General features: G+C 73.1%; 22 protein-coding genes. 9 read left to right on the forward strand and 13 right to left on the reverse strand.

What is annotated here, in order from left to right:
* Positions 1-991, reverse strand: a 991-nt coding sequence (locus tag CA984_RS23340) for an ATP-binding cassette domain-containing protein (protein ID WP_207621000.1), incomplete at its 3' end; no start/stop codon positions are given.
* Positions 992-1,276: 285 nt separating this feature from the next.
* Positions 1,277-2,032 (reverse strand): rRNA methyltransferase, encoded by a 756-nt coding sequence (locus tag CA984_RS23345; RefSeq protein ID WP_086575703.1) that lies wholly within the window; start codon positions 2,030-2,032, stop codon positions 1,277-1,279.
* Between the two features lie 375 nt (positions 2,033-2,407).
* On the opposite strand from CA984_RS23345, the gene CA984_RS23350 reads away from it, so the two are divergent.
* Positions 2,408-2,815 (forward strand): pyridoxamine 5'-phosphate oxidase family protein, encoded by a 408-nt coding sequence (locus CA984_RS23350; RefSeq protein ID WP_086575704.1) that lies wholly within the window; start codon positions 2,408-2,410, stop codon positions 2,813-2,815.
* A gap of 260 nt (positions 2,816-3,075) precedes the next feature.
* On the opposite strand, the gene CA984_RS23355 is transcribed toward CA984_RS23350, so the two are convergent.
* Entirely contained in the window at positions 3,076-3,813 is a 738-nt protein-coding gene (locus tag CA984_RS23355; RefSeq protein WP_086575705.1) for an SDR family oxidoreductase, read from the reverse strand.
* 87 nt (positions 3,814-3,900) lie between these two features.
* Between CA984_RS23355 and CA984_RS23360 the strand changes: the two genes are divergently transcribed.
* Together CA984_RS23360 and CA984_RS23365 are read left to right on the forward strand one after the other, a co-directional pair.
* Positions 3,901-4,524, forward strand: a complete 624-nt coding sequence (locus CA984_RS23360) for a TetR/AcrR family transcriptional regulator (RefSeq protein WP_086575706.1) — start codon at positions 3,901-3,903, stop codon at positions 4,522-4,524.
* A 204-nt stretch (positions 4,525-4,728) separates the two neighbouring features.
* The gene (locus CA984_RS23365; RefSeq protein WP_086575729.1) at positions 4,729-5,727 is read left to right on the forward strand and encodes a zinc-dependent alcohol dehydrogenase family protein; all 999 of its coding nucleotides are present in this window, start codon (positions 4,729-4,731) and stop codon (positions 5,725-5,727) included.
* A gap of 15 nt (positions 5,728-5,742) precedes the next feature.
* On the opposite strand, the gene CA984_RS23370 is transcribed toward CA984_RS23365, so the two are convergent.
* Positions 5,743-5,976 (reverse strand): DUF1918 domain-containing protein, encoded by a 234-nt coding sequence (locus CA984_RS23370; RefSeq protein ID WP_086575707.1) that lies wholly within the window; start codon positions 5,974-5,976, stop codon positions 5,743-5,745.
* A gap of 71 nt (positions 5,977-6,047) precedes the next feature.
* Complete coding sequence (locus CA984_RS23375; protein ID WP_133061757.1) at positions 6,048-6,626, reverse strand: Rv1733c family protein; 579 nt, start codon at positions 6,624-6,626, stop codon at positions 6,048-6,050.
* Positions 6,627-7,053: 427 nt separating this feature from the next.
* On the opposite strand from CA984_RS23375, the gene CA984_RS23380 reads away from it, so the two are divergent.
* A complete protein-coding gene (locus CA984_RS23380; protein ID WP_086575709.1) occupies positions 7,054-7,530 on the forward strand; it encodes a universal stress protein in 477 nt (158 codons plus the stop codon).
* A gap of 83 nt (positions 7,531-7,613) precedes the next feature.
* Here the strand turns inward: CA984_RS23380 and CA984_RS23385 are convergent, their stop codons facing one another.
* Positions 7,614-9,677 (reverse strand): right-handed parallel beta-helix repeat-containing protein, encoded by a 2,064-nt coding sequence (locus CA984_RS23385; protein ID WP_086575710.1) that lies wholly within the window; start codon positions 9,675-9,677, stop codon positions 7,614-7,616.
* Between the two features lie 327 nt (positions 9,678-10,004).
* Between CA984_RS23385 and CA984_RS23390 the strand changes: the two genes are divergently transcribed.
* Complete coding sequence (locus CA984_RS23390; protein WP_086575711.1) at positions 10,005-10,964, forward strand: DUF5996 family protein; 960 nt, start codon at positions 10,005-10,007, stop codon at positions 10,962-10,964.
* Between the two features lie 11 nt (positions 10,965-10,975).
* Here CA984_RS23390 and CA984_RS23395 read toward each other — a convergent pair whose 3' ends face one another.
* Entirely contained in the window at positions 10,976-11,560 is a 585-nt protein-coding gene (locus CA984_RS23395; RefSeq protein ID WP_086575712.1) for a TetR/AcrR family transcriptional regulator, read from the reverse strand.
* Between the two features lie 70 nt (positions 11,561-11,630).
* On the opposite strand from CA984_RS23395, the gene CA984_RS23400 reads away from it, so the two are divergent.
* Positions 11,631-12,209, forward strand: coding sequence for a dihydrofolate reductase family protein (locus CA984_RS23400; protein ID WP_086575713.1), 579 nt, complete (start codon positions 11,631-11,633; stop codon positions 12,207-12,209).
* A gap of 153 nt (positions 12,210-12,362) precedes the next feature.
* Positions 12,363-13,310 (forward strand): prolyl aminopeptidase, encoded by a 948-nt coding sequence (gene pip, locus CA984_RS23405; protein ID WP_086575714.1) that lies wholly within the window; start codon positions 12,363-12,365, stop codon positions 13,308-13,310.
* Between the two features lie 151 nt (positions 13,311-13,461).
* On the opposite strand, the gene CA984_RS23410 is transcribed toward pip, so the two are convergent.
* Entirely contained in the window at positions 13,462-14,481 is a 1,020-nt protein-coding gene (locus CA984_RS23410; RefSeq protein ID WP_242676125.1) for a helix-turn-helix transcriptional regulator, read from the reverse strand.
* A gap of 169 nt (positions 14,482-14,650) precedes the next feature.
* On the opposite strand from CA984_RS23410, the gene CA984_RS23415 reads away from it, so the two are divergent.
* The gene (locus CA984_RS23415) at positions 14,651-15,820 is read left to right on the forward strand and encodes a winged helix DNA-binding domain-containing protein (RefSeq protein WP_086575715.1); all 1,170 of its coding nucleotides are present in this window, start codon (positions 14,651-14,653) and stop codon (positions 15,818-15,820) included.
* A gap of 95 nt (positions 15,821-15,915) precedes the next feature.
* Here CA984_RS23415 and CA984_RS23420 read toward each other — a convergent pair whose 3' ends face one another.
* Entirely contained in the window at positions 15,916-16,557 is a 642-nt protein-coding gene (locus CA984_RS23420; protein WP_086575716.1) for a TetR/AcrR family transcriptional regulator, read from the reverse strand.
* Between the two features lie 66 nt (positions 16,558-16,623).
* On the opposite strand from CA984_RS23420, the gene CA984_RS23425 reads away from it, so the two are divergent.
* Positions 16,624-18,636: a HelD family protein gene (locus CA984_RS23425; RefSeq protein ID WP_086575717.1), complete on the forward strand. Its 2,013-nt coding sequence runs from the start codon at positions 16,624-16,626 to the stop codon at positions 18,634-18,636.
* A gap of 81 nt (positions 18,637-18,717) precedes the next feature.
* On the opposite strand, the gene CA984_RS23430 is transcribed toward CA984_RS23425, so the two are convergent.
* The 4 genes from CA984_RS23430 to CA984_RS23445 all read right to left on the reverse strand — a co-directional run bounded on the left by CA984_RS23430 (position 18,718) and on the right by CA984_RS23445 (position 21,566).
* Complete coding sequence (locus CA984_RS23430) at positions 18,718-19,077, reverse strand: PRC-barrel domain-containing protein (protein WP_242676126.1); 360 nt, start codon at positions 19,075-19,077, stop codon at positions 18,718-18,720.
* A gap of 87 nt (positions 19,078-19,164) precedes the next feature.
* Positions 19,165-19,551 (reverse strand): VOC family protein, encoded by a 387-nt coding sequence (locus CA984_RS23435; protein WP_207621001.1) that lies wholly within the window; start codon positions 19,549-19,551, stop codon positions 19,165-19,167.
* Positions 19,552-19,644: 93 nt separating this feature from the next.
* Complete coding sequence (locus CA984_RS23440) at positions 19,645-20,964, reverse strand: MFS transporter (protein WP_086575720.1); 1,320 nt, start codon at positions 20,962-20,964, stop codon at positions 19,645-19,647.
* Positions 20,961-21,566: a helix-turn-helix domain-containing protein gene (locus CA984_RS23445; RefSeq protein WP_086575730.1), complete on the reverse strand. Its 606-nt coding sequence runs from the start codon at positions 21,564-21,566 to the stop codon at positions 20,961-20,963. Before CA984_RS23445 ends, CA984_RS23440 begins: the two co-directional genes overlap by 4 nt.
* Positions 21,567-21,635 lie beyond the last annotated feature (69 nt).

Raw genomic sequence — 21,635 nt, forward strand, 5'->3', positions numbered from 1 at the left:
GGCGGGCGGTGAAGCGCAGGGGCCGAGGCGGCGGGGGGACCGGGTCGCCGGTGAGCCGGTGCAGGCGTTCGCGGGCGTTGCGGATCCTGCTCATCGCCCCGTGCGCCCGCGACCTCGCACGGAACGCGCCGGCACCGCTGAAGGCGGACGGAGCCTTCCGCGGGATGGCGGCCAGCCTCCCGATGTTGGACTGGGCCAGCGCCGCCTGGCGGGCCACGTCGGCCCGCCAGGCCTCGTGCTCGTGAGCCCAGCGTGCCCTGGCGGCCGCCTTCGCCGCGAGGAACCCGCCGTAGCCGTTGCCGTAGCGGCGGACGGTGCGCGAGTCGTGGTCGACCTCCAGGATGGCCGAGGTGACCCGGTCGAGGAAGACCCGGTCGTGGGTGACCGCGACCACGGTGCCCCGGTAGCCGCGCAGATGGTCCTCCAGCCAGGCCACGGCCTCGTCGTCGAGGTCGTTGGTGGGCTCGTCCAGCAGCAGCAGCTCGGGCGCCGCGGCCAGGGTCGCGGCGAGCGCGAGCCGTGACCGCTGCCCGCCCGACAGCGTGCCGATCGGACGATCCCGGTCCAGGCCGGGCTGGCCGAGCCCGTGCAGCGCGATCTCGACCCGCGTGTCGGCCTCATAGCCGCCGCGCGCCTCGAACCGCGCCACCAGCTCGCCGTAGGCGGCCAGCCCGGCCGGTGTCGCCTCGCCCAGCCCGGTCTCGGCCCGGCGCATCCGCGCCTCCAGGTCCCGCAGGTCGGCGAGTGCCAGATCGATGGCATCGCCCACGGTGGCATCGCCGGGAAGGTCGAGGGTCTGGGCGAGGTATCCGACGCCACCGGGCGCCATGACGGTGACGGCTCCGTTGTCGGGCTGCTCGCGTCCGGCGATGAGGCGCAGCAGTGTGGACTTGCCGGAGCCGTTGTCGCCGATCACACCGACCCTCTCCCCGGGCTTGACGGTGAGGCAGACCCGGTCGAGGACGATGTGGTCGTCATATCTCCTGGTCATGTCGGACAGGACGAGCTGGGTGCCGGGTGACGGATGGGCGGTGCGCACAGGCGTCCTCCTCACTGCCGGTGTGGCCGGCCTGAACGGGCGGTGGACCGGAGCGCGGGGCTCCTCCACCGCTTGCCGAGACGAGCCGTCTCGGCAAGCGATGACAACTATGCCCACCCGCGGCCGTTTCGTCAAGACGATCCGTCTCGTCTCGCGTTTTGGCGGGTCCGGCCCCCTGGCAGACCCGGCGAGAGCCGGAACCGTCGCGCGTCGCCGCGCGGACCGTCACTTCTCCGTTCAGCCCGTGAGGTGATCGCCGAGTTGGTCGGCGGTGAGGAGCGCGACCGCCCGGGTGCCGACCTTGAAGGACTCGCGGGCACGGATGCGCCCGCCGAGCGGGACCTTCCGCCCGCGCGCGGCCACGACGACCACCGCCCGCTCGGCGAGCACCGGGGCCAGTGCCGCCAGCATGCCCGGCACGCCGGTGTCGCCGCCACTCCCCTGCCACGTGGTCTGCTCGCCGTAGGGCACGTCGGTGATGACGATGTCGGGGGCGTACCCGGCGGCGGCCTCCGCCAGCTCGCCCTGATCGAAGACGTCCGCGCGGCGCACGTCGTGCGGGACGTCCCCTCCCCCGGCGGCGAGCATCCGTCCGATCCGCCCGGCCGCCTCGGCGGCGGCGGCGTAGGAGGGCTTGGCGAACCGCTCGGCCTTCTCCCGCAGGACGCCCGCCCGCGCCGACAGGCCGGCCTGGCCGAGCAGGTCGAGGTTGGCGCGCGCGATGCGCAGGGCGTCGTCGGAGACGTCCGAGGCCAGCAACGCCCGGATCCGGCTGCGGTGGAGAAGCCCGATCACGGTCAGCAGGTATCCGCTGCCGCAGCACGGGTCCCACACCGTCGCCGGTCCGCCGCCGCCGCGCAGGGCCAGGGCACGCTGGAACGCCTCGGAGGCCAGCCGTACCGGGAAGGCGGGGAATCCGGGCGCCGAGTGAAGCACCGCCCCGCTCGCGAGGTCCTCGTAGTCTCCCCGGACGGTCGCATGGCGATACACCAACCTGGCTCTCCCTCCGCTCACCGAGAGGACCGCCGACGCGGCCGAGCCCGCCGGAGACCGGATGCGGCGCGAGCGCGCGCCACCAGCTGCGACCCTACCGGTTCCGTCTGCCGGTCAACGGGGTGGCGCGGGTCACGGGGACGCGGCGGGGAAGCCGCCCCGCGGGGCCGCCCGGTACGGCACGGGGCTGTGACCGCGGGCCGCCGGCCGGGACGGCGCGCGGCTGTGACCGCGGGCCGCCGGCCCGGACGGCGCACGGTTGTGACCGCGGGCCGCCGGCGCCCTTGCGCGGCCGGGGGTCCGAAGGCCGATCGCCCGGAATGAGGGGACCTTCGGCCCTGCCCGCAGGCGGGGCGCCCAGCCAGCCTGGAGGGTATGAACCGTGATTCGGCCGGGCTGCACGTGCTCTCCCGGCAGGAGTGCATCGATCTGCTGGCCTCGACGCCGATCGGACGGATCGTCTTCACCGACCGGGCCCTTCCCGCGGTGCAGCCGGTCGGCTTCTGCATCGACGGTGAGGACATCGTCATCCACACCGGCGTGGGTTCCAAACTCGCCGCCGCCACCCGTGACACCGTGGTGGCCTTCGAGGCCGACGACTTCGACCCGCAGGCGCACACCGGCTGGTCGGTCACCGCCGTGGGCCGCGCGCGAGCCGTGTGCGACCCTTCGGAGATCGCCCGGCTGTCGGCGCTGCCGCTGACGACATGGGCACCCGGCGACCGAGGCCATTTCATCACCGTGCGGACCGAGCAGGTCTCGGGCCGTAGCATCCGGCGTTGATCCGGTGGCGCGCCCCGGCTCGTCACCGGGAAGGGCGAGCCGTCATGAGGAGGGATCGCCGGCAACCGCTCCGCGCCCGGTCCGCCGGAGCCGAGCGCCCCGGCGCCCTGAACGGCCGGCCGCGGCCGGAGACCTGCGGCGCGGGGAGATCCGCCGCTCCGGAGATCTGCGGCGCGGGGAGATCCGCCGCTCCGGAGACCTGCGGCGCGCGGGGATCCGCCGCACCGGGAGCGTCACGGCGCCGGAGGCCGCGGGGCGGGTCAGACGATGCCGCCGTTGGCGCGGACGACCTGGCCGTTGACCCAGCGGCCGGGACCGGCGAGAAAGGCGACCACCTCGGCGATGTCCTCGGGCGTGCCCAGGCGCTCCAGCGGCGGCTGGGCGGCCATCCTGGCGATGGTCTCCTCGTCCTTGCCGTCCAGGAAGAGCGCGGTGGCGGTGGGCCCCGGGGCGACGGCGTTGACGGTGATGTCGCGGCCGCGCAGTTCGCGGGCGAGGACCAGGGTCACGGCCTCGACGGCGCCCTTGGTGGCGGCGTAGGCCGCGTATCCGGGCATGGCCAGGCCAAGCACCGACGAGGAGAAGTTGATGATCGCCCCGCCGCCGCGCAGCCGGCGGGCGGCCTGCCGGTCCACGACGAAGGTGCCGCGGATGTTGGTGCGGTGCATGCGGTCCAGGGCGTCCAGGTCGAGGTCGGCCACCGGGGACAGGTACATCGTGCCGGCGGCGTGCACGACGACGTCGACGCCGCCGAAGGCCTCCTCGGCCGCGTCGAACAGCGCGGCCACCGCGTCCTCGTCGGCGACGTCGGCGCGTACGGCGATCGCCCGGCCACCGGCCTCGGTGACGGCGGTGACCGCGGCCTCGGCCTCGGCCCGGTTGCCGGCGTAGTTGACCACGACGGCGAAACCGTCCGCGGCCAGGCGCTCAACCGTGCGGCGGCCGATGCCGCGCGAGCCGCCGGTGACGATCGCGACGCGGGTCGGTGCGGTGCTCATGATCAGATCCCCCTCGAAAATCTATGTACACTATGTACATATATGTGAATATGAACAGAGTGTACATATAGTTACCGGAGGCAGAACATGACCCAGTCTCCTCCGCCCGTCCGCCGGGGACGCGGGCGGCGCCCGGCCGACGAGGTGCGCCGGGAGGTCCTGCGGGCGGCCGGTGAGCTCCTGCTCGCCGAGGGAATGGCCGGCTTCACCGTCGAGAAGGTCGCCGCCCTCGCGGGAGCGAGCAGGGTGACGCTCCACAAGTGGTGGCCGTCCCGGGGGGCGCTGGCGCTGGAGGGCTACTTCAGCGTCGTCGGCCCCACCCTGGCCTTCCCCGACACCGGCGACATCGCCGCCGACCTCACCACGCAGGTGCGGGCCTTCGTCCGCCTGATGCGCGACACACCGGCGGGCCGCGTCGTACCGGAGCTCATCGGCCAGGCCCAGACCGACCCCGAGCTGTCGGCCGTCTACCGCGAGCGCTACTCGGCCCCGCGCAGGGCGCTGGCCGTCGAGGCCCTGGAGCGGGCCAGGGAGCGCGGCCAGTTACGGGCCGACGTCGACCCCGAGGTGGTCGTCGACCAGCTCTGGGGCGCCTGCTACCACCGGCTCCTCATCCCCGACCAGCCGCTGACCGAGGAGTTCGCCGAAGCCCTCGTCGCCAACCTGCTGACCGGGATCGCCCGCCCGCGTCCGGCGGGCTCGCGGCGCTGACGCGGGGATCGAGGTCCCCCTGTTCACCTCCGACGGGCCGGCCGGTCTCCGGCTCCTGGGGCCTCCACGTGATGGCCTGTCTCCGGGAGTCTCCGGCTCCGCGGGCCTCCACCATGATGGAATGCGGGTATGGGAGGATCCGGCAGGACAGGCGATCACCGGCCGCCGCATCCGGCGGGCCCCGCGGCCACCGGGACACGTGAGATGGACGCCTGGGTGGTCGCCCGGCCCGGCCCGATCACCTCGCGTCCCCTTGAACGGACCAGGCTCCCGGTCCCCGCGCCGGGTCCCGGCGAGGTGCTCGTCAAGGTGGAGGCGTGCGCGGTGTGCCGCACCGACCTGCATCTCGCCGAGGGCGACCTGCCCCCGCGCCGCCCCGGGACCGTGCCCGGCCACGAGGTCGTCGGCCGCGTGGCGGCGGGCGGCCCGGACACGGTACGGCTCGCGCCCGGCACCCGGGTGGGCGTGGCCTGGCTCCGCTCGACGTGCGGGCGCTGCCGCTACTGCCGCCGGGGCGCGGAGAACCTCTGCCCCGCCTCCACCTACACCGGCTGGGACGCCGACGGCGGCTACGCCGGATATCTCACCGCCCCCGAGGACTACGTCTACCCGCTCCCCGAGGACGCGCCGGCCGAGAAACTGGCTCCCCTGCTGTGCGCCGGGATCATCGGATACCGTGCCCTGCTCCGCTGCGACCTGCCCGCCGGCGGCCGCCTGGGCATCTACGGCTTCGGCGCCTCGGCCCACCTGACCGCCCAGATCGCCATCGCCCAGGGCGCGACCGTGCACGTCCTCACCCGGTCGGCCGGAGCGCGCGAGCTGGCCGTGACCCTGGGAGCGGCCTCCGCCGGCGGCGCGGCCGACTCCCCGCCCGAACCGCTGGACGCCGCGATCCTGTTCGCACCGGCCGGCGAGCTGGTGCCCGTCGCGCTGGCCGCCCTGGACCGGGGCGGCACCCTCGCCGTGGCGGGCATCCACCTCAGTGACATCCCGGCGCTGGACTACCGGCGTCATCTGTTCCAGGAGCGGACGCTGCGCAGCGTCACCGCCAACACCCGCGCCGACGGCCGGGGGTATCTGGAGCTCGCCGCGGCGTATCCCCCGCATGTCGCGACCGTCGCCTACCCCTTCGACGCGGCGGACCGGGCGCTGGACGACCTCGCCGCCGGTCGCTTCGAAGGCGCCGCCGTGCTCGTCAGGTAGCCCGGACCTCGCCGGTCACGGCGTCGTGATCGGCGCCCGGTTCCGCTCCTCGTCCGGCAGGTTCCCCCCGGTCATCACGTGCGCGTCGGGACCGGGGAACACGAGGCTCTCATGATCGGCGCCCATCCACCGCACCACGTAGGGCGGGGAGCCGTCCGGGTGACGCAGTTCCACGATCACGCCGACCCGCCGGACCTCACCGTGCCGGGTGCCCTCGACGACCAGCTTGTCTCCTATCGACGCCTTCATCGTGTTCTCCTTCCACCGTTGTCATCCACGCGGCAGTCGTCGCCGCCCTCCCGGGGAGGGCCTGCCCGCGCTCAGGTCTGCCGTGGCCGGCGCCACCGCTGGTCGGCGAGGGCCCAGGCCCGCTCCCACTCGGCGTCGCGGCGCCGGTTCAGCAGCCCCCGCGCACCGGCGAGGCAGAGCAGCAGGACCGTTCCGGCCCCACCGGCCACCGCGATCGCGGCGACGGTGCTGTCGGTGACCGTCTTCATGTGACGCTGCGGGGGCGCCGTGACCCTGCCGGTCCCGTCGATCCAGACCTGGGTGCGGGAACCGGCGGGCGTGCTCGGCGGGAGCGCCACCTGGCCCGTCCGCGGGCTCCCCTCCGGAGTGGTCCACCGCACCGTCCGCGGCCGCCATCCCAGGCCGTGCGCCGGGTCCACGACCACGGCGACGACCACCTGCCGGTGACCGGGACCGGTGAGCTCGGCCTGGAGGCCCTTCGCGTAGACCTGCCGCCCGAGTCCGGCCGCCGGCCACAGGAAGGCCATGAAGATCATCAAGCTCACCAGCACGATCACCGTGTCGATCCGGTCCGAGCGCCTGCGCAGCGGATTGCCGTCGAAGCGGTGAAGACGCAGGCAGCGCATCGCCCAATGGGCATGGGTACGCATCGGGCCCCCTCCTGCCACCGATATGCACACTCTCACGCTCCGGCCCGCGCACCCGGCGTCGCCAGGGTCTTTGGACGTGGCCATCCGGGACCTTCGGCCTCACCGCTTGCCGGCCGGTACCTTCTATTCTTCCCCCACCCGCCCGCACGACACCGTACGGCGGTGCGGACGTGTCCGCCGGTACCTTCACCGTGCCGGCCGGCACGGCTTCCGGCCGCCGAAAAGTCCGCCGGGCGGGTCTCAGATCCCCTCTGTCCCACCCCTGTACGGCTTGCGCTTGTTACGCGTTATGCAGTGCCGTACCCCGATAGGGACCAAGGGCTGACCGGACAGGGTCGTGCGCCTCTGGGAGAGTCCGCCCGATGCCGTCAGAGTGTCTGCGCACCCCCTTCTCTCAAGGAATGTCCGAGAAACGGAGCCGACCGAGATGTCTCTTCCCGCGTCACGCCACGTCGTCGTCGCCCTCGACGGCTCACCGTGCTCCATCGCCGCACTCCGCCATGGCGCGGCCGAGGCGGACAGGACGGACGCGCAGTTGGTGGTCGTCCACGTCCTGCGGGACAGGCCCGAGGGTCCCGCGGGCGAGCGGGCGCGCCTCAGCGCGGGCGAGGCGGAGATGGAGGCGCTCATCGCCGCCACCCTCCGGGGCGGGTCCGCCGCGCGGGCGCGCACGGTCGTCGCCTACGGCGATCCCGCCCGCGTGATCACCCACCACGCCAGGCACGCCGACCTGCTGCTGATCGGCGCCGGGGGCGGCGGGGCGACCCTGAACGGCTCGACGCTCGACCCCGTCCTCCAGGACGGCCCGTGCCCCATCCTGGTCTGCTCGCCCTCGGACACGATAGACAGGATGTCGTGGACGGTCCGGCTGCCCGCGCGGTCCCACGGCCGGCCGCCCTCCTGACCCGCGGGCCGCCTGCGCCTGCCGCGACGGCACGGCGGGGTCTTCGCCGGACGGTCGTCGTGGCCGATGCCCGCGGGCGACGGTCAGGGGTGGTCGTCGAGACCGTGGTCGCGTTCCCAGCGGCCCCCGGAGGGGGCGGTGTCGAAACGGGCCGCGGCGACGGCGTTGCCCGCCAGGTCGTTGTCCTCCACCGCGCCCGACACGCAACTGCCGTYGGCGGTGATCCACAGCCCGTGGGTCTGCGTCTTCGGATCCTGGTTGTCCCAGACGCGGTTGCCGCGGATCGTGGGGCTGAGGACCGGCGCGTTCAGGCTGATGCCGGCCCGGACCGCGGGAGCGCCCGGCAGGCTGTACGGGGTGCCCGGCGCGGGGGGATCGCCGATCCAGGCCGCCGTCACGCCGGGGCGGAAGGGGGCGAGGACGAGTTCGGTGGCGGTGTTCGCGGCGACGACCGCCGTGCGGACGCCGACGGTGAGCAGCTTGCCGCGATGCCCGTCGGGCGGCCAGGCGGCCGCGGCGTCGGTCAGGGACGTGGCGGTGTAGGTGACGCCGGCGCCCCCGCCGGACGCCGCGGGGGCCGCCCGGCACCCGTTGTCGCGGATCCGGTTGTCGAGCAGGGCCGCGTCGACGAGGGTGCCGTCGACCCGGATGCCGTCGAGGGCGTTGCCCCAGATGTCGTTGCCGTCGAGGACCATCTCGGTGGAGGCGTGCGCGGGACCGCCGGGAAGGTTGTGCTGCCGGTAGCCGTGGCGGCCGTTACGGCTGATGCGGTTGCCCTCGACGGTGTAGCGGCCGGGGGTGTTGCCGATGCTGATGCCGTCGCGGACGTTGCCGTCGACGACGCAGGCGGTGACGATGCCTCCCCGCCCGGCGACGGAGGTGGTGCCCAGGCCGGAGACGTCGTAACCGGCCACCTGGTTGCCGATCATGGTGCAGGCGGCGACGATCAGCCCGTCGGCGCCCCAGTCGGAGATGCCGTACCTGTTGCCCTCGGCGTGGCAGTTGGTGATGCGGATGCCCCGGGGAGGGGTCCAGTCCCGGCCCTGGAGTTCCAGGAAGACGCCGTTGGTCCCGTTGCCCACGGCGGTGCAGCCGGTGATGGTGAGGCGTTCGACCGCGCCCCAGCCGCCGATCCCGATGCCGAGACCGGCTCCGCCTATCTGCTCGCCGCTGTCCAGCCGCCCGCAGCCGACGGCGACGATGCCCTCCACCACCGAGTCCTGCAGGAAGTCGCAGCCGAAGCCCGAGGCGGCGGTGTGATGGATGTACAGGTTGCGGAACCGCCCCCGGAGCACGTACTGCATGCCCAGCCCCTTGGCGAGCACGTCGTACTCCGCGAGCGCCACGCCGGAGCCGTCGATCTCGAAGTCGGCGAAGGCGCAGTCGGCGAGATGGTTGTCGACGCCGGCGCCGTGCTGGATGGCGGTGAAGAAGGCCAGCGGTGTCGGGTCGGCGGGATTTCCGGAGTTCGACAGGACGAACCGGGTCGCGCCCGACCCCGCGCCGATCAGGGACACCCCGCTCCGCCACACGGTTCCGGAGTCACGGATGGAGTAGACGCCGGGCGGGCAGTGGATGACGCGCGGCCGGCCGTCGGCGGCGCAGGCCGCGCCCGCCATGTCGACCAGCTCCGCCAGGGCCGGCTGGTCGTTCGTGACACCGTCACCGGTGAGGCCGTGCTCGCGGGCGTCGTAGACGAGGGAGTCCACCGCGCCGGCCGCGGGCCTCCCCCCGTCGCCCGCGCGCCTCCGGGAGCCGTCCATACCCGGACGGTCTCCGGAGGGGTCGTCGCCGGCGGCGCGCGTCCTGCCGGCGAGGGCGGCCTCGGGCAGGGAGACGGCCGGCTCGGCGGCGGGGAGTTCCAGGAAGTAGCTGCGGTCGGGAGCGTCGGGCCACCGCTCGGTGACGCGATAGGCCCAGCTGGAGGGGGTGACGCCGTCGGCGTCCGTGGCCAGCAGTTCGAGGCTGAAGCGGCCGGAGTCGTCGAGCTGCGCCTCGGTCCCGCCGAGGACGATGAGGCCGTGCTCGGCGCTGGTGAGAGCGTCGGGCTCCGGCTCGATGAGCACGCTGCCCCGGCGGGGCTCGCCGTCGGGGGTCAGATACTGTCCGGTCACGACGACGGTCTGCAGGTCTCCGGGCAGAGACATCCCGGTCTCCTCTCGGCGAAGCTGGACGCGCCGGGCGGTGCGGGGGGCGAGAACGGCGGGCCGGCGTGCGGCGGCGACGTCGGCGGGCGACGGTCCTCGGTGTCACTCATCACGGGGACCGGCCGGCCCGGACCGCCCCGTCATGGGTTCCGTTCCCTCCTTCGGCGTGGAGTAAGCGCAGATCAGAGGGGTAGCCAGGGCGATTGATCACTTTAGGTCATGATATGACTACTTTTAGCGGAGAAATATGGAGGTATGCGCTCCCGCACTCCCGCCAGGAGCGCACCGGAGGCGGCGAACGCCGAGCGGAGAAGTGAGGGGGCGGCGATGGAGTGGTTTCCCGCCATGCCACTGGAGGACTGGGTCGGCACGAAGGAGACCGTGCACCGGTTCACGCAGATCGTCGGCAAAGTACGGCTCGCCGCCAGCGTCCGCCGCAACCACTGGTGGAACGTCCCCTTCCATCTGACCGGGCGGGGCATCACCACCCGCCCGTCAGGGGGCTTCGACGGCATGCCGATCTTCACCGTCGACTTCGACTTCGTCGCTCACCGGCTGATCGTCAACCGGCTGGACGGGCACGGCGTGAGTTTCGGCCTGATCGGCCAGTCGGTCGCCTCCTTCCACCGGAACCTGTTCGAGGCCCTGGAGGACCTGGGCGTCGAGGTCGAGATCGAAGCCGTGCCGTTCGGGCTCCCCGACGGCACGCCGTTCGCCCAGGACACCAAGCACGCCGACTACGATCCGGCGCTGGTCACCCGGTACTGGCAGGTCCTGTCCCAGGTCAACCTGGTGCTGGAACGCTTCTCCGCGGAGTTCTGCGGCAAGATCAGCCCGGTGCACCATTTCTGGCACACCTTCGACATCGCCGTCACCCGCTTCTCGGGCCGCCCGGCCGGTCCGGAGCCCCAGGCCGACCCCGTCACCAGGGAGGCCTACTCCCGGGAGGTCGTCAGCAGCGGGTTCTGGTTCGGCGACGACGCGATGCCCTGGCCGGCGTTCTACTCCTACACCGCACCCGAACCGGCGGGCCTGGCCGAGGAGCCGCTCCGTCCCGCGCAGGCCGCCTGGCTGCCGCAGCGGGGCAGCCACCTGGCCGTCCTGCGCTACGACGACGCGCGCGCCCACGACGACCCCGTCGCCACCGTGCTGGAATTCCTCGAAAGCGCCTACCAGGCGGGCGTCCGGCGGGCCCACTGGGATGCAGAGCTGCGCGTCAGCCCGCCCGGGGTCACCGACCCGGTCCTGGAGCGGGAACCCCCGCAGGCGCCGGCGGGCGGGACGTAGCCACGAGCGCCTCAGCCGGTGACCGCTTCCGGGAGGGCCCGCTCCACGGCCGCCGCCACCAGGTCGCGGACCTCCCGCTCGGTGAAGATCTCCGGCAGCGTGAGCTGCTCCACGATCAGCCAGTTCAGCGCGAGGTAGAGCAGCAGCACCGAGGTGGCGTCGCCGGGCATGCGGGACTCCGCGTGGTTGCTTAGGTTGGCGTCGATGTCCGCGCGCACCCGCGCGGTCAGCACGGCACGCAGCTCCGGCCGCCTGGTCGCCTCCAGGCGCAGCTCCAGCAGGGCCAGGTAACCGGTGCGGAACGCGGCGATCCGCCCCACCAGCTCGTACATGAGCTCGGTGAGCGTGGCCCGGTCGTACGCCCCGTCGGCGGCCTTGGCCATCGTCGGCGCGTCGGGCTGCAGCCGCTCGTAGATCCGGCCGCCCGCCTGGGTGAACAGGTCGTCGCGGCTGGCGAAGTAGTTGGACGCGGTGCCCGCCGGCACCCCCGCCTCCACGTCGACCGCGCGGAAGGTCAGCCCCCGCGCGCCCTCCCGCGCCAGCACCTCGATGGCCGCGTCGACCAGTGCCGTACGTCTTTCAGGGTTCTTCCGCAATTGACACCACTCCAGATGTAGTACTAAGTTTAAACCACTTCACCCATAGTACTACATACGGAGTTTTGGTATGCGGAAGCTTGTGTACTACGTCGGCCTCTCCATCGACGGCTACATCTCCGGCCCCGGCGGCGAGTGGGACTTCTACCCGCTCGCCGACGACATGGTCGCGTGGATCAACGCGCGCTACCCGGAGACCGTCCCCACCCACGTCCGCCCCCACGTGGGGATGGCGGCCGGGGAGCCGAACAAGTCCTTCGACACGGTCGTGATGGGCCGCGGCACCTACGAGCCCGCACTGGCCGCCGACGTGACCAGCCCCTACGCCCACATGCGCCAGTACGTCGTGTCCACCACCCTCGGCGAGATCAACGACCCGTCGGTCGAACTGGTCACCGGCGACCCGATCGACCTGGTCAGAAGGCTCAAGGCCGAGGAGACGGGCAAGGACGTCTGGCTCGCCGGCGGCGGCACGCTGGCCGCCGCCCTCCTCCCGGAGATCGACGAATTGATCATCAAGAGCTACCCGGTGGTGGCGGGCGCCGGCATCTCCGCCCTCTCCGGCGAGTTCCGCCCCACCCTGTTCACCCCCACCCAGACCGAGACTTTCAGCAACGGCGCCAGGGTCACCTGGTTCACCCGGTCATGACCCCGCCACGGGGCCCCGCCACTCGCGCGCGGAGCGCCTGGGGCGGGGCTCACCCGGTGCGCCCCGGCGAGCGCGCCGGGCAGCCGGCGCGGCCGCGCACCGGGACCGCCGCGGCTCCGCGCCGGCACGACAGCACTGTTGTACTTTGGGGCGATGTATCCCCCGATCGAACCTTACGACCACGGGTACCTCGACACCGGTGACGGCCACCTCGTCTACTGGGAGGCCTGCGGCAACCCCGAGGGCAAGCCCGCGCTCGTCGTCCACGGCGGCCCCGGTTCGGGCTGCACGCCTGGGCAGCGCCGTGGCTTCGACCCCGAGCGCTACCGCGTCATCCTGTTCGACCAGCGCAACTGCGGCCGGAGCCTGCCCCACGCCGCCGACCCGGCCACCGACCTGACCACCAACACCACCCAGCACCTGGTCGCCGACATGGAACGGCTGCGCGAGCACCTCGGTGTCGACCGGTGGCTGCTCTACGGCGGGTCGTGGGGTTCCACGCTGATGCTCGCCTACGCCGAAGCCCACCCCGCGCGGGTGTCGGAGATGGTGATCTGCGGCGTCACCATGACCCGCCGCTCCGAGATCGACTGGCTCTACCGCGGTGTGGGCCGCTTCTTCCCCGAGCAGTGGCAGCGCTTCCGGGAGGGCGTCCCCGAGGCCGAGCGCGACGGTGACCTGCTGGCCGCCTACGCGCGGCTCGTGTCCGACCCCGACCCCGCCGTGCGGACCAGGGCCGCCCACGACTGGACGGCATGGGAGGACGCGGTGATCTCCCTGGAGGTCAACGGCAAGCCGAACGCCTACAGCGACCGGCCCCCCGCCGATCTGATGGCCCTCGTCCGCATCTGCAGCCACTACTTCTCCAACGCCGCCTGGCTGGAGGAAGGCGTCCTGCTGCGCGACGCGCACAGACTGGCGGGCATCCCCGGGGTGCTCATCCACGGCCGCTTCGACCTGGGCAGCCCGCTGGAGAACGCCTGGCAGCTGGCCCAGGCCTGGCCCGACGCGCGGCTCGTCGTGGTGGACGACTCGGGGCACACCGGCAGCCCCACCATGGCGAAGGCGGTCCCCGCCACCCTGGACGGCTTCGCGAGCTGACGCCGCGCCAGGACGCCCTCGGTGGCGTGCGCGGGCTGCCGGCACCGGAGATCCACGGCGATCCGAGGCCTCCGGCCGGCGCCCCCGCCACGCTCCGCCGCACCGCCACGCTCCGCCGCACCGCCACGCTCGGCCTCGCCGTGTCAGCGCCTCACCGGGACAGCGGGCGATCCGTGTCGCGCGGGCCGTCGTCCCCGGCAGGGCGGCGGGAGGGCCCGCCCGCCGCGCGGGTGACCCGGGCTCCCAGCGCGCGCAGGTATTCGACGAGCTCGGGCGGCTCGTGGACCTCGAACTCGCAACCGAGCATGGCCAGCCGGAACGCCGCCCACTCCAGGGTCTCGGGACGGCCGCGCAGCCGGCAGCCGCCCCCGTCGATCGGCTCCAGATCGCCCGGAGGACCGCCCAGACGCCTCGCGACCTCCTCGACCGGCGCGTGCAGGGTCGCCACCACCCGGTAGGTGGGGGTCAGACTGTTGAGCTTGCCGGTGACGTAGGCGGCCGCGTCGTCGGCGGGCAGCTCGCGCGGCGTGATCCGCGCGCCGGTCGGCCGTGGCTGCCGGATGCGGTCGACACGGAAGATCCGCCAGTCGTCGCGGTCGTTGTCGTAGGCGACCAGATACCAGCGGCGTCCGGCCGCCACCAGGCGGTGCGGCTCGGCCAGCCGGTTGCTCTCGGCGCCCTCCCCCGACCGGTAGCCGAAGCGCAGCCGCTCGCGGTTGGCGATCGCCGCGGCCAGCACGGTCAGATCCTCGGGGTCGACGGTCGGCCCGCCCCCGGACGGCAGCGGGACGGTGGCGGTGTTCAGGGCGCCGACCCGGTGCCGCAGCCGCGAGGGCAGCACCTGTTCGAGCTTGGCCAGAGCCCGTACGGAGGCCTCCTCGATGCCGTCCACGGGATGCCCGGCGGCTGTGCGCAGGCCGACCGCGATGGCCACCGCCTCCTCGTCGTCGAGCAGCAGCGGCGGCATGGCCGCGCCCGCGACCAGGCGGTAGCCGCCCACCGCGCCCATGCTCGCCTGCACCGGATACCCCAGCTCGCGCAGGCGGTCGATGTCACGGCGGATGGTGCGCGGGCTGACCCGCAGCCGCTCGGCCAGCTCGCTGCCGGGCCATTCACGCGGGGTCTGGAGCAGGGAGAGAAGATTCAGCAGCCGCGCCGGAGTGTCGCTCATGGTTTCCAGGATGCCACCGATCTAGGACAATAGCTGTCCTAGCTGGACTCTAGGGTCGGACATGACGCCGCATCGCGGCCCGGAACGGACCACGGTCCCGCCGGCCGTACCCGACGTCGCGTCCGGCGGCGCAGCGGCCGAGCGCGACCGCCCGAAGGAGTTGTGCCCGATGAGCATCCCCACGAGCCGGAAGGCACGCCTGTCATGGAGCGAGGTCAGCGCCAGGCGCCTGGAGCGGCACGCGCTGTCGGTCCCCGCGCGGGACGTCCGGCCGGCCGACGTCGTCGCCGTCATGTGCGGCGCGCACGCCCAGGTGCTGTCCGCCGCGGAGCTGTCCATCGGCCTCCGGATCTCCGGCCTGACCCGCGCGGACGTCCACCAGGCCCTGTGGAGTGAGCGCAGCCTGGTGAAGACGTTCGGGCCCCGCGGCACCGTGCACCTGCTGCCCGCCGCCGACCTGCCCATGTGGACCGGCGCGCTGTCCGCGCTCCCCTCCGCCGGCGGCCACACCAAGAACGTACGGCTGACGCCCGAGCAGACCGACGAGGTCGTGGCGGCGATCGCGGTCGCGCTGCGGGACGCCGAGCTGACCGCCGACGAGCTGAGCGAGGCGGTCGTCGCGGCCACCGGCCCCTGGGCCGGGGACCTGGTCATGCCGGCGTTCCAGGGCATGTGGCCGCGCTGGCGTCAGGCCCTGGCCACGGCGGCGAACCGGGGCGCGCTGTGTTTCGGCCCCAACCGGGGCCGGAAGACCACCTACACCAGTCCGCAGCGGTGGCTGCCCGGCTTCCGGCCCGCCGGCGAGGCCGGCGCCCTGGCCGGCCTCGTCCGGCACTACCTGCACGCCTACGGCCCGGCCACGCCGGCCCAGTTCGCGCGGTGGCTGGGCACGCCGCGACGGTGGGCGTCGGAGCTGTTCGCCTCCCTGGTCGGCGAACTCCAGCAGGTGGAGGTCGACGGCGATACGGCGTGGCTGGCCGCCGGGGACACCGCGATGCCCTCCGCGCCGCCCCGGGGAGTGCGGCTGCTGCCCTACTTCGACGCCTACAGCGTCGGCTGCCATCCGCGCGAGCGGCTGTTTCCCGGCCTGGCCGCCGACCGCGCCCTGGCCGGCGGCCAGGCCGGGAACTTCCCCGTGCTGCTCGTCGACGGGACGGTGGCCGGAGTCTGGCACCTGCGCCGCTCCGGCCGCAGGCTCGACATCACGGTGGAGCCGTTCGCCCCCCTCAGCACGGCCCGGCTCCAGGAGCTCGACGAGCAGGTGGAGCGCATCGGGGAGTTCCTCGGAGGCGTCCCCCGGCTGACGGTCGGCACCGTGACCGTGGGCGCCCACGCATAGACCGGCGCCCGCCGGGGGACGTCTTCCTCGACCCGCGGCCGCGAGCCTTCGCCGGGGACGGCGACGTTCTCCGACGGGGCTCCGCACCCCGGGCTCTAACGGGGCTCCGTGTCCCCGGGCGCCCAGGCCGCGTCCAGGCCGTTCCGTAGCAGGGCGAAGGCGCGCCTGGCGGCACGGACGGCCTCGGGGTGGACCTGCGCGGCCGTCTCCCCCTCGGCGAGCCTGCGCCAGTTCCGGCGGGCCAGCACGCGCTGCACGGCGAGCACCTCAGCGGCCAGGAGAGTCGCGGTCAGGTCGTCGGCGCCCTCGGCGAGCGCCTCGGCCAGCGCCTCCTCGTCCATGGCCATGTAGTGGGACACGCGGGCCGCCAGACTCGGGGTGGAGAAGACCATGTGGTGGTAGGCGAGCACCTCCGCGTGGTCGTTGAGGCCGGTGACGGGGTCGCGCTGTTCCAGCCCGGACAGGAAGTGGCGCTCCAGCGCGTCCAGCGGCCCCTCCTGCGGCCCGCGCTGCCGCACGACGCGCGCGGCCTCGCCCTGGTGATCGGCGATCCGGTGCAGGACGAGGTCCTCCTTGGTGGCGAAGTATTTGAACAGGGTCGGCTTGGAGACCTCCGCGGCCGCCGCCACCTCGGCGACGGACACCTCGCCGAAGCCCCGTTCCAGGAACAGCGTGATCGCCGCCGTGGAGATCGCCTCGTGGATCCGCTGCCGCTTGATGTGCCGAAGTCCTGTCACACGTTCATCCTACAATGCTGTTAACCTGGTTAATAAATTAACCGAGTTAAGATTCGGTGGTGGAGGATGACCTTGCTGGACGACGAGAAGGCCTACCTCGCACGCTGCGAGACGGCATTGCGCAGGATGCTCGACGGCGCCCGCCTGAACGTGGTCATCGGCGAGCAGGTGGCGGGCGACCGCTACAGCGCCGAGCGGCTCGGACGGCACCTCAAAAGCCTCGCCAAGGAGCTGGACGAGGAGCCCGGCGGCCCGCCGTTCTTCGGCCGCCTCGACTTCGGCTCGGGCCCCTCCGCCGGCGACCACCGCGCCCAGCGCTACTACATCGGCCGCCGGCACGTCTCCGGCGACGTGGGACAGCAGCCGATGGTGATCGACTGGCGCGCCCCCGTCTCCCGGGCGTTCTACCGGGCCGGCGCCCGCGACCCCCAGGGCGTCGCCGTACGCCGGCGCTTCGGCTGGTCGGGCAGGACGCTGACCGGATTCGAGGACGAACGACTCGACCGCGGCGAGGACCTGGGGGCCGCGAGCCGGATCGTGACCGCCGAGATCGAACGTCCCCGCGTCGGCCCGATGCGGGACATCGTCGCCACCATCCAGCCCGACCAGGACGAGCTGGTCCGCGCCGGGCTGGAGGAGTCGATCTGCGTCCAGGGAGCCCCGGGGACGGGCAAGACCGCCGTCGGCCTGCACCGGGCCGCCTACCTGCTCTACGCCCACCGGCAGCGGCTCGAACGCGGGGGCGTGCTGGTCCTCGGCCCCAACCACGCCTTCCTCGGCTACATCTCGGCGGTGCTGCCCGCGTTGGGCGAGGTCGACGTCGAGCAGACGACCGTGGACCGGCTGCTGGCCCACGCCCCGGTCCAGCAGGTGGACAGCGACGCCGCCGCGGCCGTCAAGCACGACGCCCGCATGGCGGACGTGCTGCGCCGGGCCCTTTACGGGCGGGTGCGCAGGCCCGCCGAGCCGCTCACCGTCCCCGACGGCTCCTACCGCTGGCGCGTGTCACAGGAGGATCTCCGCCGCATCGTGGACGACACCCGGCGCGAGGCTCCGCCCTACGCCGTCGGACGCGAGCGCGTGCTCTCCCGCACCGTGGCCGTGCTGCGACGGCAGGCGGAGGCGCGCGGGCAGACCGCCGGCGCCGCCTGGACACGCAAGATGGGCAGGGCCGTCACACCGTTCCTGGACTCGGTGTGGCCCGCCGTACGGCCGCACGAGGTCGTCGCGGAGCTGCTCGGCGACCCCGCCGCGCTCGCACGCGCCGCGGACGGGACGCTGACACCGCGGGAGCAGGCGGCGATCACATGGGCCAGGCCGCCGCGGACGTTCAAGAGCGCCAGGTGGTCGGCGGCCGACACCGTGCTCATCGACGAGGTCGCCGGCCTGCTGGAACGCCCGCGTGGCTACGGTCACGTGATCGTCGACGAGGCCCAGGACCTGTCGGCGATGCAGTGCCGGGCCGTCGCCCGCAGGAGCGAGCACGGCTCGATCACCGTGCTGGGGGACCTGGCGCAGGGCACGGCGCCGTGGGCCGCTCGTGACTGGCGGGAACGGCTGGCGCACCTGGGCAAGCCGGAAGCCCGGGTGATCGCGTTGACGACGGGTTTCCGCGTGCCCGCGGACGTGGTCGCGCTCGCCAACCGCCTGCTCGGGGCGCTCGAGGTGGACGTGCCGCCGACGCGCTCCTTCCGCACCGACGGCCGGCTCCGCGTCGAGAAGGTGTCCGACCTGCCGCAGGCCACCGTCGCCGCGGTGCGCGACGCCCTGCGCCATGACGGCTCGATCGCCGTCGTCGCCGCCGACGCCGCCGTGGAAAGGCTGGCGGCGGCACTGTGGAACGCGGGCGTCACGATCGCCGAGGCCGGCGGGACGGGCGGCGGCGCGCGGGTGACCGTGCTGCCCGCGACGATGGCCAAGGGCCTGGAGTACGACCACGTGGTGGTGGCCGAGCCGGCGGAGATCGCCGGGGCCGGGGAGCGGGGCCTCAACCGGTTGTACGTGGTGCTCACCCGCGCCGTCTCCCGGCTGGACGTGCTGCACTGCCGCCCCCTGCCGCCGCAGCTGGTCGGCGCGTGAGGCGACCGGCGGTGGAGAAGAGGTCGCCGGGACGGGAAAGGGGCCGCCCCTCACCGGGACGGCCCCTCCACCGGCTCGCGCTCAGCTCAGGGGGTAGCGGCCGTAGTAGCCGCCGATCTCCTCACGGTAACCGGGCTCGCGGTAGGTCGACTCGTCGAACTCCGGAGCCTCCTTGATCTCCTCCTTGGTGCGCGCGACGTGGACCTTGCGCGCCTGGGGATCAATCTGGGTGACGGTACCGGCCGGCAGCACGACCTTCTTACCGAAGATCCAGAAGCCGGTGTCGACGACGATGTAGCTGTCGCCGACCACGTTGCTCTCCTCGTCCACCGTGCCGATCTTGCCGTCGGTGGCCTCCACGTCAAAACCGATCACGCTCAGCCCCTGGTCCGTCTCGGAGACACCGGAGCGGTAGGTCCACAGGTTCTCGCTCGTCATCATGAGGCTCTTTTCGCTAGTGAGGGGGTCGGGCATCGGACCGGCTACCCGGTCCGGCCGCGATAAACACCCCAGCGAGCCCCGGAACGATCAGCCCACCTGGTGCAGGCCGATGAGGTTGCCGCAGGTGTCGTCGAACACGGCGCTGGTCACCGGCCCGGCCTGCACCGGTTCGCCGGTGAACACCACACCCAGGCGTGTCATCCGGGCGTACTCGGCATGGATGTCGTCGACGGCGAACGTCGTGGCGGGTATCCCGGCCTCGAAGAGCCCCTGCTGGTAGGTCTTGGCGATCGGGTTGCCGTTGGGTTCGAGGAGCAGCTCCACACCGTCCGGCCCGGCGGGCGAGGCCACCGTCAGCCACCGGGCGCCCCCGAGCGGGATGTCCTGCCGCTTCTCGAAACCCAGGACCCCGGTGTAGAAGTCGAGAGCCTTGCTCTGATCTTCGACGAAGACACTGGCCACCGCGATTTTGATCACGTTTCCTCCTGCTCCTCCCGCCGTGCGCGGGTTGTCGAACACGTGAGCGACAGTTTTTCAGTAATTACTTATATAAGTCAACCATGAAGCTCACGGGAGCGGGGAAGACATCACCGGCCCGGCGGCCGGTTCGTCGCCGCCGGTCGGTCGCACGCCCGGGGCCGGCGATGCCGGCAGGTCACGGCATCGGCGGATCGGCGAGAACCACAGGATCAGCGCGGCCAGCGGGACGCCCGCCGTCATGATCCACATCGCCGGGCGGACCCCCAGAGCGGTGCCCAGCGCTCCGCCGAGCAGCGCGCCGAGCGGGATGGTCCCGTAGTTGAGGAACGCGGTGCTCGCGGTGAGCCGGCCGAGCAGCCCGGGCGGGCAGTAACTCTGCTGGAAGCTCGCCTTGATGACGTTGCCGGCCACCACGCCGGCGGAGACGCAGAAACCGCCCGCGACGTACAGCAGCAGCCCCGCACCGGCGAAGGTGAGCGGGATGAGCACGGCGAAGAGGGCCAGCCCCAGCTCGAACAGCAGCGTCGCGCGGGCGGTGCCGATCCTCGCGGCGACCCGGCGGGCGGCGAAGGCCCCGGCGACGCCTCCGGTGCTCGCGGCCGCGATCAGACCGCCGACGGCTCCGGGGGCCAGGCCGACGTCACGGACCAGGAAGACCACCAGGATCGACTGGTAACCGACCAGGGCGACGTTGGAGGCGGCCCCGAAGGCCGTCAGCGTACGGAACCACGGGTCGCCGGCGACCAGTCGCAGTCCTTCGCCGATCTCCTTGACCAGCGCCCTGGGCGGGCGTCCGGCCCTGGCGGGGCGCGGCTCGCGATGCCGGATGCCGGCCAGGCACAGCAGGGACACCAGGAACGTCGCGGCGTTGGCGAACATCCCGTTCACCGCTCCGGCCAGCTGTGCGATCAGACCGCCGGAGCCGATCCCGGCGATCTGCGCGGCGGAGGCGCTTCCGTGCAGCTTGGCGTTGCCTTCGGGCTGGTCGGCGGGCTCCAGGATGGAGGGGAGATAGGCGCTGTAGGCGGTCTGGAAGAACACCGTCGCCGTACCCGCCAGCAGGGCGACGGCCAGCAGCAGGCCGATGCTCAGAAAGCCGCCCCGGGCGGCGGCCGGGACGCCGGCGAACAGCAGGAGGGAGACGGCGGCGGCGGCCAGCATGATCGGCCTGCGGCGCAGCCGGTCCACCCAGACGCCGGCCGGCAGGGCGATGAGGAGCCAGGGCAGCCAGGTGGCTGCGGAAAGGAGGCTGACCTCGAAGGTGTCGGCGTGCAGGGTGGAGACGGCGATCAGTGGCATCGCCACGCCGGTGACGGAGGCGCCGAACTTGCCCGCGACCTCACCGCACCACAGCAGCCGGAAGTCACGGTGACGGCGCAGCAGGCCACCGCGCGTGTCCCCGCTCACTCGCCGCCACGTTCCTTCCGGGGAAACGACTGGATCTGCACGATGACGGGGAGCGCCTCCGGGTCGGGCTCGGCGTCCGGGGCCGGGACGTGGCGCTCGACGACGGCCGTCAGCTCCTCGTTCAGCGCGTGGAGCTGGGCCGGCGTCATCCGCATCTCGGTCCATTCGGAGATGGCGCGCGCGCCGCGCCAGCGGTCGTCCCATTCCTCGCCGACGGACTCGGCGACCCGACTGAAGTTCCGCCGCACCAGCTCGTTCAGGTAGAGCGAGAGCGCGCCTCGGATGTCGGGATCCTGGCGGAAGTCGGCGGTGTTGAGGACCGTCCTGCTCCTGGCCACCCGCCACCAGCGCTCACGCCGGGTGCCGCGGCCGGTCTCCTCCTCGATGAAGCCGTGCTCGGCGAGATGGCGCAGGTGCCAGCTGACGGTGCCGGTCTTCTCCCCCAGGCGCTCGGAGAGCCCCGCGGAGGTCGCCGGACCGTCGAGCTTCAGCAGGTCCAGCAGTCGCATGCGCAGCGGGTGCGCCAGCCCGCGCAGGCCGCGGGCGTCGATGACACGGATGGGCCTGTCGGACCCGGGCGCCGGCTCGGGGGTGTCGATCATGCCCGCCAGGGTACAGATGCAGAGGACTCTCTGCATAGAGGTCCCTGCAGATGGTCCTCTGCAAGTAGG

This window comes from Streptosporangium minutum (assembly GCF_002149035.1).
GTDB lineage: Bacteria > Actinomycetota > Actinomycetes > Streptosporangiales > Streptosporangiaceae > Streptosporangium > Streptosporangium minutum.

Excerpts from the sequence above, each read along its gene's own strand:
- CA984_RS23445 (WP_086575730.1), bottom strand. The coding sequence starts at position 21,566 with ATGATCGACACCCCCGAGCCGGCGCCCGGGTCCGACAGGCCCATCCGT.
- CA984_RS23370 (WP_086575707.1), bottom strand. The coding sequence starts at position 5,976 with ATGAAGGCGTCGATAGGAGACAAGCTGGTCGTCGAGGGCACCCGGCAC.
- CA984_RS23430 (WP_242676126.1), bottom strand. The coding sequence starts at position 19,077 with ATGATGACGAGCGAGAACCTGTGGACCTACCGCTCCGGTGTCTCCGAG.
- CA984_RS23425 (WP_086575717.1), top strand. The coding sequence starts at position 16,624 with ATGACCTTGCTGGACGACGAGAAGGCCTACCTCGCACGCTGCGAGACG.
- CA984_RS23375 (WP_133061757.1), bottom strand. The coding sequence starts at position 6,626 with ATGCGTACCCATGCCCATTGGGCGATGCGCTGCCTGCGTCTTCACCGC.
- CA984_RS23360 (WP_086575706.1), top strand. The coding sequence starts at position 3,901 with ATGACCCAGTCTCCTCCGCCCGTCCGCCGGGGACGCGGGCGGCGCCCG.
- CA984_RS23410 (WP_242676125.1), bottom strand. The coding sequence starts at position 14,481 with ATGAGCGACACTCCGGCGCGGCTGCTGAATCTTCTCTCCCTGCTCCAG.
- CA984_RS23400 (WP_086575713.1), top strand. The coding sequence starts at position 11,631 with ATGCGGAAGCTTGTGTACTACGTCGGCCTCTCCATCGACGGCTACATC.
- CA984_RS23380 (WP_086575709.1), top strand. The coding sequence starts at position 7,054 with ATGTCTCTTCCCGCGTCACGCCACGTCGTCGTCGCCCTCGACGGCTCA.
- pip (WP_086575714.1), top strand. The coding sequence starts at position 12,363 with ATGTATCCCCCGATCGAACCTTACGACCACGGGTACCTCGACACCGGT.
- CA984_RS23415 (WP_086575715.1), top strand. The coding sequence starts at position 14,651 with ATGAGCATCCCCACGAGCCGGAAGGCACGCCTGTCATGGAGCGAGGTC.
- CA984_RS23390 (WP_086575711.1), top strand. The coding sequence starts at position 10,005 with ATGGAGTGGTTTCCCGCCATGCCACTGGAGGACTGGGTCGGCACGAAG.
- CA984_RS23350 (WP_086575704.1), top strand. The coding sequence starts at position 2,408 with ATGAACCGTGATTCGGCCGGGCTGCACGTGCTCTCCCGGCAGGAGTGC.
- CA984_RS23365 (WP_086575729.1), top strand. The coding sequence starts at position 4,729 with ATGGACGCCTGGGTGGTCGCCCGGCCCGGCCCGATCACCTCGCGTCCC.
- CA984_RS23355 (WP_086575705.1), bottom strand. The coding sequence starts at position 3,813 with ATGAGCACCGCACCGACCCGCGTCGCGATCGTCACCGGCGGCTCGCGC.